Below are 20,010 nucleotides of genomic sequence, written 5' to 3' on the forward strand. Positions count from 1 at the left end.
CCTATGTGCCTATGTGGTGAACTAATAACTAAGTAGAAACTTTTTTCTTTGTACATCTTCATGTTTTCGTGCCTTTGTGGCACCCCGCCTTTTGTTTAACAGAGTCGATTTTTAGCCGCAAAAAAGATGGCTGCCTATTGTATAGGCAGCCATCTTTATTATAAATCTTTATGAATGTTTACTTCTGTATCAACAGTTGCTGATTGGCAACTGTTTTTTCGTTTGCAAACCTAACAGTATAAACACCCGGGGCTAATCCTGTGGTGGAAAGGGTATAAGAAGCTAAGCTGGCGCCGCTTATCTTTACTTCCTTTACTTTCTTGCCTTCTGCGTTTATTACGGTAATGCTTCCAGAAGAAACTGGCGTGGCAAAAACAAGCGTGGTGCTTTGCCTAGCAGGGTTTGGCACAAGGCTTAGCCCAATGTTTTGCCCTGCTAATTTAACCGTTTTGCTGTAGGAAAAACTGCCGTCCTTATCAATTATCTTCAATCGATAATAAAGTGTTGCCCCAGACAATGCAGGCGAAAGGGCATCCCCAAAACTGTATGATTTTGTTTGGGTGCTGCTGCCTGCTGCTGCTATGCTGCCAACAGCATAGAATGGTTGCCCATTTGTGCTGCGCTCGATGCTGAAATTGTCAGTGTTTGTTTCTGTCAAGGTTTGCCAAGCAACAACGGCAACACTTGTAGAAGGAGATTTAGATACTCCAAAATAAGCCAATTGTAAAGGTAGGTTGTCTCCAACAACCAATGTATCGGAACGTGTGCCGGCTGTGCAGCCCATTAAGTCGCTAATGATAATTTTTATTGGGAAAGAGCCAAGCTGTGCCGGGGTGCCTACAAGGGAGTCGCCAGAGAAGGAAAGCCCTTTGGGCAGGCTTCCAATAATGGCAGAGCTATATAATCCACTTCCGCCTGTAGCAGTATAAACGTATAAATACGAATTGTTGATTACTGCTTTGGGAAGCAATCCAGCATTGGGGACAACTGGGGTGCAGGCAGGTGCTGCCGCACAGGCAGGGTGTGAAACATTGATGATATAAGGGTTGTTAGAAGCGGCCCCACCTGCATTTAAGTCATGAACCACAACTGTGAAAGCCGTTTTAGCCTTGGAAGTAAAGCCATATTCCATTAGTGTGTCGCTATAATAAGGATGCCCTATTAAATTAGAGTCAGGGTTGGCTTTTACAAAGCCGCCTTTGCCTATGTATGCAGCGGCATATAAACTATCGCCATATATGCTGGACACTGTTACTGTCATGCACGAATCCACAGCACCAGTATTAGTAAAGGTATAGGCATCGTAGTGCCTTTTACCGAAGTCGCCAATTAAGCCACTGTCAGCCAAATCTGAACAAGTAGATCCAATGCCATTCCTGCTTAGCCTATCTGTTTGTATCCCAGTTTTGGCGGTGTAGTTACTGCCATTTTTTGGGGTTTTGCCAACGGTGCCTTTAATAATTGTTTCTGCCCTGCCACCAGTAGGCACAGTTATAGCAAACGTTTGGTAGGGTACTGTACCACCGCCATAACTAGCTCTTGCAAAAAAAACAGCAGTGCTGCCACAGGCGACAGACGAAGCAGGCAAAGCAGCCACCAACGGGCTAACAGTAACGGCTGCAGCGTATGATTTTACATCGCCCAAGGCAACGGCTGGGCTATAAATAATTTCTCCTGAAGAATCTGGCAAGAGCGACACCACCAATCCAGAGGCTGTGGCAAGCGAAGGGTTAGTAAAGCTAAGGCTAATGTTTACAGACTCCCCTGGGTCTATTATGCCATTGTGGTTGCTAAAGCTGCCTTCAGTAACAGTTGATTTAGTTAAAATAAGGTTTGCCTTGGGCGTTGGTGCCAAAGATTGCATGGCTTTAAGGGCATTTACTACCCCAGAACCACTATTGTAATCGTAACCTTTTGCTTCTACGTCTATCGCAGTGGAGGTAAGCAAACTGCGGATTTGGGTAGTTGTTAAAGTAGGCTTAGCCGATTTAAGCAAGGCAGCAACTGCGCCTGCATGGGGGGCTGCTGCCGATGTGCCATAAAAAGGCGCAAATCCGCTCACAGAAGTGTTTACTCCATCAGCAGCCGTAATGTCGGGCTTTTTCCTAAGCGTGCCGCCATTAGTTGCATTCAAAAAATTGCCCGGCGTTATGGCCGTTCCATCTGCATTGTAAAAAACCCTTCTTGGCCCATCGGATGAAAAATATTCAACTTTGCTTTTAGTTGTAAATACGCCAGGATATACCAGAGAGGCATCCATTGCCGCAACGCCAAATGCATTCACTGCACTATTGTGGCCAGATGTGCCCGAGGCGGTGGTTTGTGTAAACCCTTCGCCTTGGCCGTCTAGGTTGGCATTAAGCCTTATGGCCCTATTTTGTGCCCCCGCATTTTGAAAAACGATGAACTGGTAGTTTTGTTGGATGAGTGCTGTGCTGTCTTCGATGTATTCGAGCGGATCTTCGCTACCCGTTTGGGAGTTAGTAGATGATGCTACAACATTTCCAGAGGTATCTATCAAGAACAAATCGTAATCGTTGTCCGATTTCCCCGCAGCATCCGACCATTGCAAGGTATATATAGACGAAGGCGTTATTACAGAGTCGCCTGGTATAACAGCAGCCGCTGTGCCAAAATTGTGCACGCTGCCATTGGGGTACTGTGCTGATACAAGAGGGTTGAAATCGCCCTCCCACACGCTGGAAAAATTATATTTAAAAGAGCCACCGTTGCCTGCCGATGAAAAATACAGGCTGCCGTTGGCAGTTACGGTATTTACTGCCTGTGCCACAATTCCATCTTGGAAAGCTGGTTCATCAAGATAAGCCAAGTCGTCTATGATAATGTCGCAATTGTATGGCGCAGAACCCAATGCCTCGATATTTGCTGCGTAATCGGCTTCGCCATTATTGCCTGTCGCAAAAAAAAGTTGGGCTTTGGGTGCTAAATCATGTATTATCTGTAGCATAGCCCTTCCCTCGTCATGGCCAGAACCTGTTGAGTCTTCTTCAACAATGGTAATAGCAGTTGTATCGCCAAAAGGGTTCCCTGTTCCAGGAAGCTCACCAACTTGTGCGTCAAAATCGGCCGCCCCTTGGTTATTATAACTGTCCGATAGCACGCCAATCCTTATGCCTTCACCTTGATAGCCATATTTCAGTTTAGCACTATCAGCCCCCATGGCATGATCGCCTTCAGAAATAACCGATCCAGTTTGGCCTATTATATCGTATGTTTTCAGTTTCAGTTTTAGTTTTTCTACCAACTTGGCAAATGCCAAGCGGCGTGAGGGCTTTATGGCATCGAGCCGCAAAGCAGCAGTGCCTTTTGCTTTTTCCAAGGGTGGGGTTACAGGTACATGGTGGGGCTTGAAAGCGGCCTTTACAAAATGTACACTGTCTAAAGCAGCCAAACGTACGAGCTGTGCAGGCAAAATTGTAGCCCTGATGGAATGAGCCTTGGTTGAAGAAAACAAAATCTTTCCGCCTAATAGCTGTATCTCTTTTAGCAATTTGCTTGAAACAGCAGCATCTATATCCACCAAAACACTTCCATCTTTTTCGGCAGGCAAATTAATTTTATGCAGTTGCACGCCTTTGGCCATTTCTTTGCCCTGCGATTCCCTGTGCAATTGCAGCAATTGGGAAGATAATTTTTTCTCCCCGCCCGACCTACCTTTTTTCTCGGCTAATAGTGCTTCTATCTGCTGTGCAGTAGATGGCTTTAACTGTGCCTTGGCTTGAGTTGTACTGCTTATGAAGGCCACTAGGCACACATAAGACACTAGCAGAATGTTTTGTGTTTTCATGTTGTCGATAGTAATTTAGGTTTATTAAGATTGGCAATATACTATTAAGATAAATGCCAATTAGGACTAATTTTATTTTTGCAGGAATTTAATCATAATTTAATGTACCCCCCCTGTATTACTAATCAGGTGCTGTTTTAAGCAATTTGCCATGAAGAATCAAAACACAAAGGAGCATTAAGTTTTAAGTGAAGAAGAAAAAGCACTAATAAAAAAATCTTTTTTTCTTAGTGCTTTTTCAAGTTTTTGTGCCTTTGTGGCAGAATACTACCCAAATTGCAACCTACAATATCATTTAGCCGTGCCCATTTTTGTTACCGTAAAAACATCCTGCCCTGTAGCATCGCCTTGCTCCTGTAGTTTGCCAAAAGCGGCGGCGGTGGCATAGTTGAGTGTTTCTTGCGGGGGTAACTGGTTGTATAGCCCATAGATAAGGCCAGCCATAAAGCAGTCGCCGCTGCCGCTCCGGTCAACAACGCCTTCGCAGGCAAATTCTGGGGAGGCAAAATGCTGGTTTTCTGTAAACATGCCTGTATAATATAAAATATGGTTGCCAGACCCATCAAAGCGGAAGGTGTTGGCTACAGTTTTGCATTTCGGGAATTTCTCAATTATAGCCCGTGCTGTTTTCTCCGAATGGCTCAAGTATGCAGCTTTGCTTTTTTTGTCGTGTATATGCTCGTTTACTTCAATGCCTAGCAAAGTGTTGGCACTCCATATATTGCCCATGATTACATCGCAATATGCCGCTAGTTGTGGCATTATATCCACAGGGTCTTTGCCATATTTCCACAGGCGGGATCGGTAATTTAAATCTAGCGAAATGGTTATGCCTTTTTTTGATGCGGCTTCCACTGCTTCTAGGCACACGTCTGCCACGTTTTGGTTGAGGGCAGGGCTAATGGCAGTAAAATTGAACCAAGAAACATCGCGCAGCACTTTGTCCCAGTCAATAGTGCCAGTGGTTAGCTCTGAAAAAGACGAACGCTCCCTGTCGTACACCATTTTGCCTTTCAGGTCTGCCCCCCTTTCTAAAAAGTAAATGCCTATACGGCTGCCTGAATGTATAATAGACGAAGTATATATGCCTTTGTATTCCAAATAGTCAATCACATGCTTGCTCATGAAATTGTCTGGCAATGCTGTGCAATATTTCACAGGCACGTTCCAGCCAGCAAGGGCAGTAGCCACATTTGCCTCGGCGCCACCCATGTAAAGCAGCATTGGCTGTTTCTCGGCTGACTCGTCCTCAACGCCAGCCGGCGAGATCCTCAACAACAATTCACCAAAAGAAAGTACTTTTTTCTTGTGCATGTCCTTATCTTATTGTATAGTTAAAAAGGTATATGGCAACTTATTCAACATAAAACGCTTGGGCAAGCCGATGAAACGCTTCATAGTTACAAATTAAAGAATAAATAGCCTTGCATGGTGTTTTAGGGCTAATTCTTTTTTTGAGGTGCTGGTGAGTGCCAACCCAGCATTTAAAGTAACCTGATTTGAATACATAGTGAAAATATTTATGAAGCATTTTAAGGGGCTTTACCTGCTTGGTTTTGCTGGCTTTTGACACCCTGAATTTAATTTTCAGGTATTCCTGCATCATAACTCATTGAAATACAGTGCTTTTATATTTTTAAAAATGAGTGTTTTGTGAGTGAAAAGTGAGTGTTTTGTGAGTGATTTATGAGTGATTTATGAGTGAAAAGTGAGTGATTTGTGAGTGATTTTTCGTGCTTTTTTAAGTACGGATGTAGTTCATAATAATGTTTGTTTGTATGTTGAAAATAAGGCCTACGGGGCAGCGAGCCAAGGCGATGGCGGCCGCAGGGATTAAACCAACGAAAACAAGAGCCATATATTACAAAGTTGGGATTGATTTGGCATATGTGCAAAAGAACAATCCTATATGGGGGAAATATGCCACCATGAGTGCCCAGAAATGCCCCCATGGTGGGAGAAAATCTACGTTACAATAACAAATGCAAACTCACCAGTACCTCAAAAAAGAATTAGCCTGTTTTAGGCGAAGTAGTTTGTTTTATTCCTGAACGATAACGTTCCTGCTGAAGCTTTCCTCAAGGGAAATCAATGTTTCGGTCCTTTCAATGCCTTTTATTTTTTGCAATTCATCGTGCAGTACATAGCGCAGCTGCTGTATGTCTTTGCACACAATTTCTGCAAACATGCTATAGTTGCCCGTGGTATAGTTTACCCGTACCACCTGCGGTATTTTTTTCAGTTCCTTGGCCACATCGTCGTACAAAGAGCTTTTTTCTAAGAAAATACCAATGAAGGCAATAACATCGTAGCCCAAGGCTGCAAGGTTAACAGACAGCTTTTTGCCAGTAACTACTTTCTGCTCTTCTAGCTTTTTGATGCGCACATGTATGGTACCGCCCGATACAAAAAGCTTTTTGCCTAAGTCGTTATAAGATATTTCTGCATCGTTCATCATTTCCTGGATAATTTGGAAATCCAATTTGTCAAGTACTAATTTTGAGGCGGATTTGTTTTCCATATTAGAGAGTTTTCAATATTGTGTGTAAAATACTAAACAATTTCTAAATTTTACAAAAAAATATTAAAATATTTACAACATAACCATTCTTTTGCCTAATATTGCACTGTCAAATAGAAATAGATGGCATTGATAGCGTTCTTTTATACTGTGGGGTGATGAAACTTTTGGCAGACATGCCCTCTTGTCTCGGGGGTGAGGATCACGGGATAAACATAGCATAGAGCCGTTGCAATAGCAATATTGCCTCGACCAGGGTCGACCACTCAACTTTGTGCTACGGCTAACCGCCTCGTGGAGGTTCGACCCCTCCCCCTACAGCTACTTAATCCGTTGATGGCATAAACCATCAACGGATTTTTTTATGCATTTTATATGTCCCCTATTTAAACCTAGAGTAAATACACATCTCCTATTGAGTTAAGTGTTGCCTTCTAGCATGTAAACCTCACCCCCCACCCCCTTTCCAAAGGCGAGGGGGAGTCAGCCCTTGACAAAATGCAAGAGGTTTTATGATAAATTTCCCTTGCAGCTATCTATTTTGGTTAAACTAAAAAGGCTAAAAAGATATATACCCTAGCTATTTAAACAGGAAAAATAAATCTAGCGTTATAAAATAAAAAGAGGCTGCCCAATATTTTACTATACAAACAACCTCTTCTTTAAAAATTGAGAGTACTATTTTAAACTACCTCCAAAATAAAATCCTCCACTATCCCTAATTTCTCATGTACTGCCTTTAAAAAACCTACATCTTGTTTTCATTTGTCGTTCATTATTGAAGGATTGTTTAACTTTTCCACTCTTTCAAATGGCATCAAAACAACGCTGCTGCCCCAATAATAGCCGCATCCTCGCTCAACTTGGCCCTCACAATAGGCAATTCAATGCCTACCTGCTTTAAATTTTGTTTTAGCTGTGGCAAAAATAGTTTTTCCCCGTTCATGATATTGCCGCCTATCACTACTATTTCTGGGTTGCTTTGCTCGATAAAAAAAGCTAGGAAACTGGCAAGGTTGTCTGCAAACTCATTGAATACCAACTTGGCATTTTCATCTTCAGGGTATATATCGGCTATTTGCTTGGCTCCTTTTACTTGTAGGCCTGTAAGGCTATGGTAATATTTCACAAACCAACGTGAGGAAATATAGTCTTCTGCAATGCTTTCTTTAAAAGGGGTGCACCACAAATCTGCATCTACCACATCATGATGATGCAGTGTTGTGGAACCCAAACCAGTGCCTAGTGTAATGCCAATAGCATGTTGGTAGCCCACTGCAGCACCAGCAAACCACTCGCCTTTTAAAAAAGCCGCAGCATCGTTTATAAAACGGATATTCCCCTCATCGATGCCTAGGCTAGCAGCAAGCAGGGTTTTAATATTTTTGCCATACAAGGCTTCGTATTTGGCATTCCCTATCATTAAAGAAATACCGTTTTCATAATCAAAAGGGCCTGGCATGGCAATGCCAATTTGCTGTTTGGGCAACAACTCCCCTCCTGCTGCTTGCTTTATCACCTGCACCCATGCACTCAAAATATTTTCTAGCGTGCCTTTGGAGTCCAAATGCCCACGGAAATGCGTGCCATCAATAATGGCACGTTTGCCCATGTCTACCAATGCTGCCGTGATATGCGTGCCCCCAATATCAATGCCCAAAACAGTATTCTCAGCCTTAGCTACTTGCTCAATTGCCATATCAGTCATAGGTAAATCAGCTAAAATATCCATGCAAAAACTATTTTGAGGCAATGATATGAAAAATACAAATACAGGTATTTTGTTATTGCTCGAGTGTTATTTCACAACCTTGTCAATCAAAGATTTTAAGCCTGAATATCGCTCATGGCGGCCTTTGCTGTTTACATTGAAGGAAAACAAAATGGCTGCGTATTGCCTTTTATTGTCTATCCAAGGGAACGTGCCAAACAATCCCGGGCTTGATACCACATTGGCTTTGCCATTGCCATCTCCTATTTCTATAATCCATTCGCCAAATCCATAGCCCCAGTTGCCTGCTTCTGCTGGCGAGTAAGCAATGGTTGCCGATGTGTTATAGCTTTGCTGCATGGCCAATAGCGACTGTGGGGCAAGCACTTGCTTGCCATTGTATTTGCCATTTTGCAATAGCATGATTAGGAATTGCAAATAATCTTCTGCCGTGCTACTGGCACCTCCTGCTGGCAGCACCACCGCAGCATTGCCAAAACTGGTGTTTTTCATGCCACAAGGCTGGGCAATGCGTTCTTGAAAAAGGGTTTCAAAACTTTTGCCGCTTATTTTTTCTATCACAGAAGCTGCTATTTGCAGCCCTACGTTGCTATAATGGAATGTTTTGCCAGGCTCGCCCTCCATAGGCATGGCAGCAATATTGGCACTGGCTTCATCCATGCTTTTCAGTGTTTTTAATTCGCCGAGGCTTTCCTTTAATGGCGGGGCTTGTATGCCGGTTAAGTGGCTAAGGCAATCTTTGATGGTGATATTGCCTTTCCCGTTTTGCGTAAGTATGGGCAAATACTTGCCCACGGTATCGTTTAAACCTAGTTTGCCATCCTGCACAAAAGTCATTACCAATGCGGCAGACAACCATTTGCTGCAACTGGCTATAGGCTGCTGGGTGGTAGTAGTAAAATTCTGCGTTGCATTGTCAGGGTCTTTACCTTGCTTTTTGGCTACCCACTTTGATGCTATTTTTTCACGAATATTCATGCTATTGGCCGCATGGCTATAGATTATTTTGCCATCTTTCCATACCATCAGCACTGCCCTTCCGCCCAGTTCATGCAAGTTGTCGTCAAGCCATTTATCTGCTGGTGCAAAATTGGCTTGCCCCATGCTGGCTATGCCCATTAATAGAAAAAGAATAAGGAAAAGGGCTTTTGGCATATAAATAAAAAGTTTTATTTATCAAAAAAAACTTATGAATGGCGTAATGAATAAGAAGCTTCTTCACACACTTTAGGGCTATCCACTCGCTTTCTTCATCCCCGCTATTACGTGGCACGAAGCAATCTGCCCTACGATATTTTAGCATAACTATATTCGGTTAGATTTCTCCTGGTGTCGAAATGACGGGGATGAAGAAAGCGAATGGGGAGCCTAAATATAAAATATAAACAACCATATTAAAAATCAAGCCCAAGTGAAAAATACCATACTGGCTGGCCCCTGAAAATGCCTTTCATGGGCCAGGCGGTGTCTAGCTTCACAAAATAGCCCAGCAAATTGCTCCTCGCCCCAAAGCCATAACCACCCGCAAATGGCCCCAAGCCACCTGCATCTATGGTAACAGACACGGGGTTGGCTGTTGGGTTATCGGCTGTTGCTGGCGTGGTAAAGGTTTGGTGTGGGCGATGGATGCCGTTGTAAAGGCCATTCCAAGCTGTTCCTAGGTCTATAAATTGTACTAATTGAAAATTCCTGATAAACGCATTGTTAATAGGATTGTCTAAAAAAGTAGCGAAAACAGGAAGCCTAAATTCGCTGTTCAGCACCACTGCATTGTTGCCATTGGCAATATTTTGGGTGTAGCCACGCATGTTTACTGCTAACGATTGGTAAGCATAAGCTTGGTCATTAGCTGGGGCGTTATTGCTATTGAACTTCGGGTTTATCCATCCGTCCACTCCACCCAAGTAATAAATTATTTTTTGGCTGCCCCAGCTAAAGTCGCCCGCTGCCCTGCCAGCCCAGATAAAATTGCGGTAAATGGGCTTGTAATAACGGCCGTCAAAACCAAAATTATAGGTATTTTTACCTTTGTAAGGGGTATTGCCAAAAGGGGTATTAATGTCCATGTAAATCTTGAAACGCACGCCATCCCAAATGTTCTGGGCAACGTTCAGCGTGTTGTCGTGCACATATTCCAGGCGCGACAAAACAAAACTAGACAAGCCATCTGGTACCTGTAAGCTATACTGGTCAACAGCTTTTAAAATAGCCCTGTCTGTCCTTACTCCAATGGTGGCACGCAAGCTTTTTACTTCATTAAAGGGCAAAGTAAAATTTACTTGGTACAGGTTGGTGTACAACCCACCAGGATATTCGTCGTAAGTATTAGGCCGGATAAAAGTAACAGATGAATTGCTGCGGTAATAAGTAAGCCCCCAGTCAACCATCCTTTTATTGTTTTGGAATGAGAAAAAGAAATCTTTGTCATTCAGGTTATTGAAACCAAGCCTTACTCCCCCTACAAATTTAACGTCCTCAAATAAATCGCTAGTGCCTACCTGGAAATTCAGGTTTAGGCTATTGCCATTGTTTAGCACGATAGGCCCATACCCACCTTCATAAGGCTGGTACCTGTTTACCAAAACCGTGTTTGTAATGCCGCTTTGCACATAGTCGGCATTAAAATGGTAACGATAGTTGAACATTTTTGTTTTTGCCAAAGCCACATCATTTTTGTTCGCCAACTTTGCCTGGTTCATCAGGGCGGTAACGCTCGAATCTGGCTTGTCGTCTGCAAATTCATTCTGAAAAAAGTCTTTTGGCTTGGCCTTGGCAGTATCGGCATCAGTGGCAACTAGCTGCCCTTTTTTATACACTGTTGCTTTGCCCTCTGCGGCTTTAGTGCTTTGTATAATGCTTTTCATATACTCGGTTGGCCTGGCTTGCACATTCCTGCTTCTTAGTACATCTTCATTTATTTTTAATTTGTACAGGTTTTTATTATCGCCATCCCGCTTGGTTTCGCTTATCTGCCCGTTGTTGCCCGCAACCTTGGTTTCTATGATAGAATTGGAGTAATTGGTAATAGGGAACGTATAAGTAGAATCTTTAAATACTTGGAAATAACTAACGCTGTCTGGTTCTTGTTTTTGCCATGCCACCAATGCCGAGTCCATTTCTTTTGGCGATGGGTTTCTTAGCAGTTCGTCGCCTATGTAATACAAAGTGTCTAGCCCATTTCTTTGCGTTGAGAAAAAGCCAGCCCAGCGGTTGGTAATGCCCGTTTCGTCCGATACAAAAGTAAAGTGGTTTACATTGTACTGCATGGGGTTGGTAGCGTTGCCGTGTTTCATGCTAGTTAGCTGTGCCACCTGCTTGGTAGGGGTATTGTTAAAAATATCTACCATGTATATGTTGAAAGGGTAACGGCTAGGCAAAACCGTGTCTTTGTTTGGGGCATTGTTCCCCGGCCTGTTGGAAGAAAAAAGAATGCCCGACCTGTTGGGGAACGATACAAATGTGGGGTTTAAATCGTCGTAAATATCATTGGTTATTTGGGTAATTTGCTGCTCTTCTATTTTGTAAATATAAATATCTGAATGCCCATTTTTCACGGCACTGAGTACCACCGTGTTAGGGTCTAGCATATAGCTTGCATCTAAAACCTGATCGAAATACTTAAACTCTTGGAAGTTCTTTTTAAACCCTGCTACCATGTCATAAACAAACATCTTTATTTTGCCCGCCTCCGGGTATATTACCAATAGATCCCTACCCTTTGTGTCCCAGGCAAGTATGGGGTAGTTGGGGTTAATGTCGCCCTGGCGGGTACGCACACCAGTATGCAGCAAGGTAGTTTCGTCATAATTGCCGTCTATCAGCTTGGTTTTGTAAAGCCCTTTTTTAAATTCCACTTCTGCATAGCTGCCGTTCCTGGGGTTTGGGTTTACGGTAAAGCGGTAATAATCAAACTTGCTTACATCTTCCGATACCACTACCGATCCTTTAGGGTTGTTGCGCCTTTTGCTTACATCCTTATTGTATTTTTCTTCTTCATAGTCCATGAAGCCCGTCAGTACTTCTTTAAACTTCTTTTTGCAAATTTTTAAAGAGGCATTGTTCAGGCTTTTGTAAATACGAGCTAGGTACAGAAAATAGGTAACATTTTCTGGCTTGTATTTCTCGGCTATATAAAACCAAAAAGCATGGCCTGCAAGCAATGGTTTTTTAAAAGCGTACTTGTAAAATTTGTTGTAATTGCCAGAGAGTATGTCTTCTTTCAGTTCATCGTCCAGCGTGGTGTTCCATGGCTCGGCAGTATAGGCCACATAGCCATCTGTAAGCCATTTGGGTAAATCGAGTAGGGCTTGATTGCTGGCAAAATCACCAACGTCCTCACCAAACATCAGGTTGTCGTTGAGTACCTTGGCAAGCCCTTGCCTTATTTGTTGCTTCAGGTGTGTGTGGTTGCCGTCAAAGTAAAGCACCATTTTATTGTTTACCAATGTGGTAAGCCCCCCTGCGCTTTGCCAGTCATTGCCCAGCCCTATATTGCTTTGTTTGTAATCGTCATAGCTATTGTACACCACAATATCGGTGCGTTTTTGCAAGGAATATTCCACAGCGGTTTCTATTGATGGCAGTTCTTCTTCTGCTACCAGTGCCGCAAATTTGCCAAGCTCGGTACCGCCTTGGTGTACATAAACATTAAAATTGGCAGTTTGGTAAAACTTCCACCTGAGTTTTTTGAATTGCAGCCTGTTTTTGCCAAACGTAACCGTGTTTACCTGGGCAAGCAACGAAAATGGAAAAACAAATAAAACCAATACCGGTAGCCAAGTGTGAATAATATATTTTCGCATGTTTCTTAATTCTTGTACTATATAAGTTTTTCTGATATTGACCCTAAAAGTTAAAACCCCAACAAATGCCCTGAACAATGAGTTTAGTTTCCCATTAAAAAAAATCGCTTGGTAAAATTACTTTATTCAGCTTTGTGGCTGCAAATCATTAGTTGTAGCACTGTTAAAATTAGGTGTTTACTTTATACAAACTTCTAAAAACGTCAAATATGCTTACAGTACACTCCTTTGTGTTTAGCCCAGTGCAGGAAAACACTTATATTGTTTACAACCAGCATGGCAATGCCATTATCATAGACCCCGGCTGTTATTTTTCAGAAGAGCAACAAAAGTTGCAGGCTTTTATTGAAAGCAAGGGGCTAAAAGTAAAACAACTTATTAACACGCACTGCCACTTGGACCATGTATTTGGCAACAAATGGGTACACAAGGTTTATGGCACAGAGCTTCATATCCATCCCGATGAGGAAAAATTATTAGCTTTTGCCCCACAAAGCGGCATGAAATGGGGTTTGCCTTTTGACAATTACACAGGGCCTTTGCATTTTTTGAATGAGGGCGACACTATTTTTTTGGATGAAGATAAATTGCAAGTGCTGCTAACACCAGGCCACTCGCCAGGCAGTATCAGTTTTTATTGCGAGGCACAGCATTTTGTTATTAGCGGCGATGTGTTGTTCCAACGAAGCATAGGAAGGACAGATTTGCCAGGTGGCAACCTTGAAACATTAATAAATAGCATACGCACAAAGCTTTTTACGTTGCCCGATGAAACAATTGTCTATAATGGCCATGGCAATGCCACCACTATTGGCAGCGAGAAAAAGCAAAACCCTTATTTGCAGGGCTAATAAAGGAAAATAAGAATAGCCACGAAGGCACAAAAATTGCCTTCTATTACATATACTATTTTAAGTCTTCTAATGGGGCATTAAAATCATCAGGTATGGTTACCTTTCCTTTAAGCCCACTTGGCTTACGGAAAGCTGTTTTATTTTGTGGGGCTTCATCAATTAAAAAAGTAACCATCACATCTGTATGCTTTTCCACGGGTGGGGCTTCTTGCAGCACTATTTTACCTTGCTCATAATATCCTCTTATGGTAGTTTGCATGTAAACAAATATTTATTGCAATATACCAACAACTTTTTAATTGCGCAAGTTGTTTAGTTTATAACAACTTTCTATTATGAGCAAAGTATATTCTTTTTCAACCGTTCAAACAATCCCTGTTTCTTTAGATGAGGCATGGGCATTTTTCAGCAACCCTGCCAACCTGAAAGACATTACCCCTGCCAACATGGGCTTTAACGTCATAAGCAAATACCATGGCGACAAAATGTACACAGGGCAAATTATTGAATACACCGTTAGCCCTTTGCTAGGCATACCCATGTATTGGATGACTGAAATAACCCATGTACAGGACAAGCAATATTTTATTGACGAGCAACGCTTTGGCCCCTACACTTTATGGCACCACCAGCATCATTTTAAAGCTGTAACAGGCGGCGTGGAAATGACGGATATTGTGCATTACAAAGTGCCTTTTTGGATTTTGGGCGATATTGCCAACGTAGTATTGGTAAAAGCCCAGTTGAAAAAGATATTTGACTATCGGTTCAAAGCGGTGGAGGAGAGGTTTGGGCATTAGTCGTAAGTAATAAGTCGTAAGTGGTAAGTAGGAAAATCATATAGTACCATTCGTGGCAATTTATTTTAAAAGAATTTCTTGCTCCCCACTTACGACTTACCACTTATAACTTACGACTTCTTTAAAACACCGCCCCCTCGCTCACCATTACTTCCACTTGGGTAAGTTTTCCTTTTTCCACTCTATATACATTAATATTGTTTTGCTCGTTAAAGCGATTGGCGTAAAAACCATTACCCACTTTTACAAATATAGAATAACTGCCCACGGGCAAGTGGACAGCAAAATGACCTGCCGAGTCTGTTTGCACTGTAGCAATTCGCTTGGTATGAATACTATCGTACAACGCAGTACTTCCCTGCCGTTTTGTTTGGCTAATATTGGCAACCTCAAACATATATACCGTTGTGGCAAGACCTTTGGGGGTGCTAGCCTGCCGCCTATTTTGCATAGGCATTTGGTTGCCAGTAAGGCGCACCACACGCCCTTCGATGCCTTGCTGTAATTTTGCTAAACTTTGTTTTTTGATAGCCGCACAGGCAGCAATGACCGCGCCAAAAACCAGTATTATTAAAGTCGTTTTTTGCATAGTGGTAGTATTTATATATAACTGATGTTTTTGTGTCAATACAATAATTAGGATTACTGTTATTTTCGTCTTTTAAATAAACCAGTTTCCTTTAAAAATAGCACTTTGCAATTTCTTCATATAAAAATCTTTGTCCCCTTTGCATTTAATTATTTCTTTAAAATGATTTTGATAACTTAAAACTAACCAAAGTCATTTTTTCTTCCTTCCTTTCATGCGTCCTTTGCTTTTTTAGAAGGTTTAATTCTTGACATATGATCCATCCATATCAGTATTCAACAGCGAGCGAGGCATTATCCATAATAGAAAGCGGGCAACGCATATTTGTACAGGGCAGTGCCTGTACCCCTTTGTATCTATTAAGGGAGCTAGCAAAACAAAAAGACCGTTTAGAAAATACGGAAATCATTTCCATCACCCTGCAAGGGCATATAGAACTGGCTGAGCCAGGCTACGAGAATGCCTTCCACATCAATTCCTTATTTGTTTCCGAACCCATACGGCAAGCCGTGAAAGACGGCCGTGCTGACTTTGTTCCTGCCTTCCTCAGCGATATACCAGACATGATGCGAACTGTGTTGCCGATAGATGTGGCAATAGTGCATGTGTCGCCACCAGATATTCATGGCTACTGCTCACTTGGCGTATCGGTTGACGTGGCGCGCACAGCCGTGAATTGTGCTAAAAAAGTAATAGCACAGGTAAACCCTCAAATGCCACGTACCCATGGCGATGGCATGATACATACCGACCGGTTTACAGCCATGGTATTTCACGACGAGGCTTTGCCACAAGTAGATTATGGAAGCAAAACAACGGCCACGGAACTTATTATTGGCGAAAATGTAGCTGCATTAATTGATGATGGCAGCACCATACAGGTAGGCATAGGCACTATACCCGATGCCGTGCTAAAAGCATTGTATGGGCATAAAAACCTAGGCATGCACTCCGAAATGTGCAGTGATGGCGTTATTGGGCTGTTTGAAAAAGATGTAATCAACAACAGCAAGAAAAAAATACACCCTAATAAAATGGTAACAGCTTTTGCATTGGGTACTAAGAAATTGTACGATTATGTAAACGACAACCCGTCTTTTGCCTTCTTGGATATAGATTATGTAAACGACCCGCACGTTATACGCCGCAACCCTAAAGTAATAGCCATTAATAGTGCCGTGGAGGTAGATATTACGGGGCAAATTTGTGCAGACAGCATTGGCACTTACCAGTACAGTGGCATTGGCGGCCAAATGGATTTCATGCGTGGGGCTGCCCTTAGCGAAGGCGGCAAGCCCATTATTGCTATAACCAGCAGGACCAATAAGGGCACGCCCCGTATTGTGCCATTCTTGCAGCAAGGCGCAGGTGTGGTAACCACAAGGGGGCATGTGCATTATGTGGTTACAGAATATGGCACCGCATTCCTATACGGCAAAAACCTCCGCCAACGTGCCCATGCGTTAATTAATATATCCCACCCAGACGACAGGGAAAAGCTTGCCCAGCAATGCCATGACCGGTTTAAACTATTTGCATGATTGGGGAGGGCATAAAATTTTTAGCTTTTTAAATTGCCTATGCTAATGGGTTCTACGAAACAACCTATTTCAATAATTTCTTTAAGAAAAATGTTCAGCTTAGCCACATTTGAGAAATAACAGCTAATTCTTTTTTTGAGTTGCTGGTGAAAGGTAACCTGTCATTTCATGCAAACATGGCAGGGGTAAAATCCAAAATGTATAGCCCATTTTCAGTAGCATTTCCCGCTTGGGTTGGCTGGCTTTTGGAAACCAAAATTAATTTTCGAGGCCTTTTACACCATAAATCATTGAAATACAGCGTTTTAGACTTTTTTCAAGTGCGTATTTTATGCTTATTTTGTGCTTATTTTGTGCTTATTTTATGCGTATTTTCTGCATATTTTGTGCTTACTTTTCGCAGAAAAGTGCGTACTTTTTGCGTATTTTTTAAGCATGGATGTAACTCGTAATAACGTTTTTTTTGTATATTAAACTAAGCCCCACGGTGTAGCGAGCAATGGTTAGGCTAACCAAAGGGCTTGTGCTAATGAAAACAAGGGGCTATAAACTACAAAGTTCGGATTGATTTGGAATCCATACAAAAGAACAATCCTATATGGGGAAAATATGCCCCCATGAGCAGTCAAAAATGCCCCCATGGTGGGGGAATTTTGAATTATAAGTATTCTATATTCTGCATGTCTTCGAATACTCCTACAAATTTTTTGTATAGTGTATTTACTCCCTGATTTGTAAAAAAGTTAGATGCCATTACTTTATTTTCCTTTCTATTTTTTTTATCCTCTTGCGAAGTTTATTAATGGTTGAATATCCCCTTTATCTGCTGCTTTGATGGCACTAAGATAAGTAGCCCTAGTATCGCCTTGCCTTACCAAATTTGCAGCACCCCATGTAAATACCTTTTGCTTAAATATTTTCTCTATAATAATATCTGCCATTAGCCTACTGTGCCTACCGTTTCCATTTGGGAAACAATGAATGCTAACCAAACGGTGCTTGAAAAGAATGGCAAATTCGTCGGGGCTAAAGGTATTATTTGCATACCAAAATTTTGCATCATCCAATAAATACCTTAACTCGGTTGCTATCTGGTATTTATCTACCCCAATGTTTTTATTTGACCTGCGAAACTCACCTGCCCAAGCCCATACTTTGCCATACATACGCTTATGCACTGCCTTAATGAAATTTTCGGATAACACAGCTTCGACCTTGAATGAACGATTTAAGGACCATAATACAGCTTGCTCGATATTTTGCTGCTCGAACTCGTCCAACTCGCCATGGGTGGCAATTGTGGGAATAAGCAAGCCTTCCTTCTCGTCTTCATCCAATGGGGTTTGGCCGTCTATGTAATCTAAATCTAATCCCATAGTGTTTTAGGCATTTCATTTTTGATAGTGGCCGTTCTTTCTTGTATGGCTTTTTCTATGCGTTGCTTTGTATTCTCCTGGTCTTCTAGCTTCATTGTGTTAGAAGTGCGCAGAACGATTTGTGTAGCCAGCTCTTTCGCCTTACGGTTTATCAATGCTTCTAAACTGCCATCGTTTGGAACAAAACCATACACTAATTGCATATCTAAAGCCCTTGCGGCCTCCCTTAATGCCTTGATGGTAATAGAGCCATCTTGTTCCCTATTTTCCATGTCTTGTACACTCTGCTTGGTAATAGAAAGCCTATTGCCTAATTGCAGCATGCTCATGCCTAGTGCCAGGCGAATAGCTTTTACCCATCCGGTGGGTGGCATAGCCACTTTTTGCAAAATGGCGAAGGACAACAACTTGCTATTGAGTTGTTGAATTTGTAATGACTTGCTCATGATAGTAAAGTTATACTTTGACTAAACAAGGGCAAATGTAAGGATATAAGCTGACAATAAAAGAAAGCAAGTAAGTGTATGGGCTGACAAATATAGGAACTATATAAGGGTATGACTTGACTATTTTGCAAAGCTTGCAAAGATTGCAAAGATTGCAAAGTGAATAGACCTCACCCCAACCACTCTCCAAAAGAGAGGGGCAAGCAAAAAAACCTCCGAACGGAGGCTTGATTATAGACGCTGGTAATGGCCGCCTTTTATTTTATTGAGCGTGTAGCCAATGGAGCATTTTAATACATCATCGACCGTTCGTGCCGATAGCTAAAATTTTACCCCTATTTCTGTGGCTTCTTTCCTAGTAAATTCAACGGGCAAGGCTTCAAAAAATTTCTTTTTGCCATTGCCTGAAAGGAACTGCATCGCTTCATTTTGCTTAGGCAAATTGTTGAACATCAACAGACTATGCTGCAAATAGGTATGGATAATTTGTCTTGCTTTTTAGCACTACTCATGGTATCGGCTTTGGTTTCGCAAATGATGCCTTGGCCATCGTTGGCTTTTAAATGCTCTGTATTTTTTCGCTTTTGGATTATAGCTATTGCCTTTAGGTGCAAGCCTATTTTTATTGGCCTTAAATCTTTTTTCTTAGTATTCTTTGTTTTTTGACGGATGAAATGCAAGTAGCTATCATCTATGCTAGAAGGTTTTAACTGGGTAATATCGGCAAAGTTGATACCGCTACACAACTAAGATAATATCCAAAAATCAAGTGCCCTTTGCTCATCTTCTTTGGCCGAAATATAATTTAACAGCTTACTAATTTCAACATCGGAAAGTGCCTTTTTAATATTGCAGCTTGTTGATATTTCATATTTCTTGAAAGGGTATTTTTCTTGCTGTAATAATCCGGCGGCAATAAAATGATTTATTATTGCCCTAAGCTGGCGCAACTAGATTCCTATTGTTGTATTTGTTTTGCCATTTTTGAGCATATAAGCTTCGTAATTATCCAATAAAATTGTGGTTACATCTTGTGCACGCAAGCCTTTTTTAAACTCATTTAAAGCGTTTATAGTCGTTCTGTATGATGAAGCTGTACCAACCCTGCCTTTATCATTTAACCCGGATTTTGCATTTGAAATCTATTGCAAGCCCCAAATACTTCAAACACAAGCATTTGCTTGATTTTTTGGCCTTGCCATAGAACACTATGTTTTCGACCAAAAATTCAGCTCAAATACTTGTCTTTATTGCATTTGAGCCTTTCATAACGAAGTCAACTGCAAAATCCGGGTTTAAGCTTTTTATGTAGGTGTCAAACCAATATTGTAATGCTAAATTCTTATTTACAATTGAATTTCCAAAAAAGGATTCTTCAAAAGCAACGAATGAAAATGGGTTTAAGCTAGCTATTATTTTAAGTTCAGCGTAGTTTTGATTTCTTTTAGGTTGGAATCCCTAAGTTTAGAGTTATTTAATTTTTCCCATTCTTCAATAGTAGCATGGCAATTCGTTGAAAACTTTTTTTAATGGCATTACAA

At 41.7% G+C, this 20,010-nt stretch carries 15 protein-coding genes; 3 read left to right on the top strand and 12 right to left on the bottom strand.

The features are described 5' to 3' along the window. Positions 1–178: 178 nt before the first annotated feature. The 6 genes from ACHFIY_RS00905 to ACHFIY_RS00930 form a co-directional block, all read right to left on the bottom strand. A complete protein-coding gene (locus ACHFIY_RS00905; protein WP_410844151.1) occupies positions 179–3,808 on the bottom strand; it encodes a S8 family serine peptidase in 3,630 nt (1,209 codons plus the stop codon). 291 nt (positions 3,809–4,099) lie between these two features. Further along, complete coding sequence (locus ACHFIY_RS00910; protein ID WP_410844152.1) at positions 4,100–5,122, bottom strand: sugar kinase; 1,023 nt, start codon at positions 5,120–5,122, stop codon at positions 4,100–4,102. 727 nt (positions 5,123–5,849) lie between these two features. After that, positions 5,850–6,329 (bottom strand): Lrp/AsnC ligand binding domain-containing protein, encoded by a 480-nt coding sequence (locus ACHFIY_RS00915; RefSeq protein WP_410844153.1) that lies wholly within the window; start codon positions 6,327–6,329, stop codon positions 5,850–5,852. An 817-nt stretch (positions 6,330–7,146) separates the two neighbouring features. Continuing rightward, the gene (locus ACHFIY_RS00920) at positions 7,147–8,061 is read right to left on the bottom strand and encodes an ROK family protein (protein ID WP_410844154.1); all 915 of its coding nucleotides are present in this window, start codon (positions 8,059–8,061) and stop codon (positions 7,147–7,149) included. Positions 8,062–8,127: 66 nt separating this feature from the next. Continuing rightward, positions 8,128–9,216, bottom strand: a complete 1,089-nt coding sequence (locus tag ACHFIY_RS00925) for a serine hydrolase domain-containing protein (protein WP_410844155.1) — start codon at positions 9,214–9,216, stop codon at positions 8,128–8,130. 239 nt (positions 9,217–9,455) lie between these two features. Beyond that, positions 9,456–12,863, bottom strand: a complete 3,408-nt coding sequence (locus tag ACHFIY_RS00930) for a hypothetical protein (protein ID WP_410844156.1) — start codon at positions 12,861–12,863, stop codon at positions 9,456–9,458. Between the two features lie 209 nt (positions 12,864–13,072). On the opposite strand from ACHFIY_RS00930, the gene ACHFIY_RS00935 reads away from it, so the two are divergent. Then, the gene (locus ACHFIY_RS00935) at positions 13,073–13,714 is read left to right on the top strand and encodes an MBL fold metallo-hydrolase (protein ID WP_410844157.1); all 642 of its coding nucleotides are present in this window, start codon (positions 13,073–13,075) and stop codon (positions 13,712–13,714) included. A 55-nt stretch (positions 13,715–13,769) separates the two neighbouring features. Here ACHFIY_RS00935 and ACHFIY_RS00940 read toward each other — a convergent pair whose 3' ends face one another. Then, a complete protein-coding gene (locus ACHFIY_RS00940; protein WP_410844158.1) occupies positions 13,770–13,976 on the bottom strand; it encodes a hypothetical protein in 207 nt (68 codons plus the stop codon). Positions 13,977–14,052: 76 nt separating this feature from the next. Here ACHFIY_RS00940 and ACHFIY_RS00945 point away from each other — a divergent pair, with 76 nt between their 5' ends. Next, positions 14,053–14,517, top strand: coding sequence for an SRPBCC family protein (locus ACHFIY_RS00945; RefSeq protein WP_410844159.1), 465 nt, complete (start codon positions 14,053–14,055; stop codon positions 14,515–14,517). Between the two features lie 121 nt (positions 14,518–14,638). Here the strand turns inward: ACHFIY_RS00945 and ACHFIY_RS00950 are convergent, their stop codons facing one another. Next, complete coding sequence (locus ACHFIY_RS00950; RefSeq protein WP_410844160.1) at positions 14,639–15,106, bottom strand: hypothetical protein; 468 nt, start codon at positions 15,104–15,106, stop codon at positions 14,639–14,641. Positions 15,107–15,360: 254 nt separating this feature from the next. Here ACHFIY_RS00950 and ACHFIY_RS00955 point away from each other — a divergent pair, with 254 nt between their 5' ends. Then, entirely contained in the window at positions 15,361–16,647 is a 1,287-nt protein-coding gene (locus ACHFIY_RS00955; RefSeq protein ID WP_410844161.1) for an acetyl-CoA hydrolase/transferase family protein, read from the top strand. Positions 16,648–17,426: 779 nt separating this feature from the next. Here the strand turns inward: ACHFIY_RS00955 and ACHFIY_RS00960 are convergent. The 4 genes from ACHFIY_RS00960 to ACHFIY_RS00975 form a co-directional block, all read right to left on the bottom strand. Then, positions 17,427–18,023, bottom strand: coding sequence for a mobile mystery protein B (locus ACHFIY_RS00960; protein ID WP_410844162.1), 597 nt, complete (start codon positions 18,021–18,023; stop codon positions 17,427–17,429). Further along, complete coding sequence (locus tag ACHFIY_RS00965; RefSeq protein ID WP_410844163.1) at positions 18,014–18,469, bottom strand: mobile mystery protein A; 456 nt, start codon at positions 18,467–18,469, stop codon at positions 18,014–18,016. Before ACHFIY_RS00965 ends, ACHFIY_RS00960 begins: the two co-directional genes overlap by 10 nt. Positions 18,470–18,921: 452 nt before the next feature. Next, the gene (locus ACHFIY_RS00970) at positions 18,922–19,215 is read right to left on the bottom strand and encodes a hypothetical protein (protein WP_410844164.1); all 294 of its coding nucleotides are present in this window, start codon (positions 19,213–19,215) and stop codon (positions 18,922–18,924) included. Positions 19,216–19,419: 204 nt separating this feature from the next. Then, positions 19,420–19,611, bottom strand: a complete 192-nt coding sequence (locus tag ACHFIY_RS00975) for a phage integrase SAM-like domain-containing protein (RefSeq protein WP_410844249.1) — start codon at positions 19,609–19,611, stop codon at positions 19,420–19,422. Positions 19,612–20,010: the final 399 nt, after the last annotated feature.

The organism is Parasediminibacterium schistidii, assembly GCF_046546515.1.
Taxonomy (GTDB): domain Bacteria; phylum Bacteroidota; class Bacteroidia; order Chitinophagales; family Chitinophagaceae; genus Parasediminibacterium.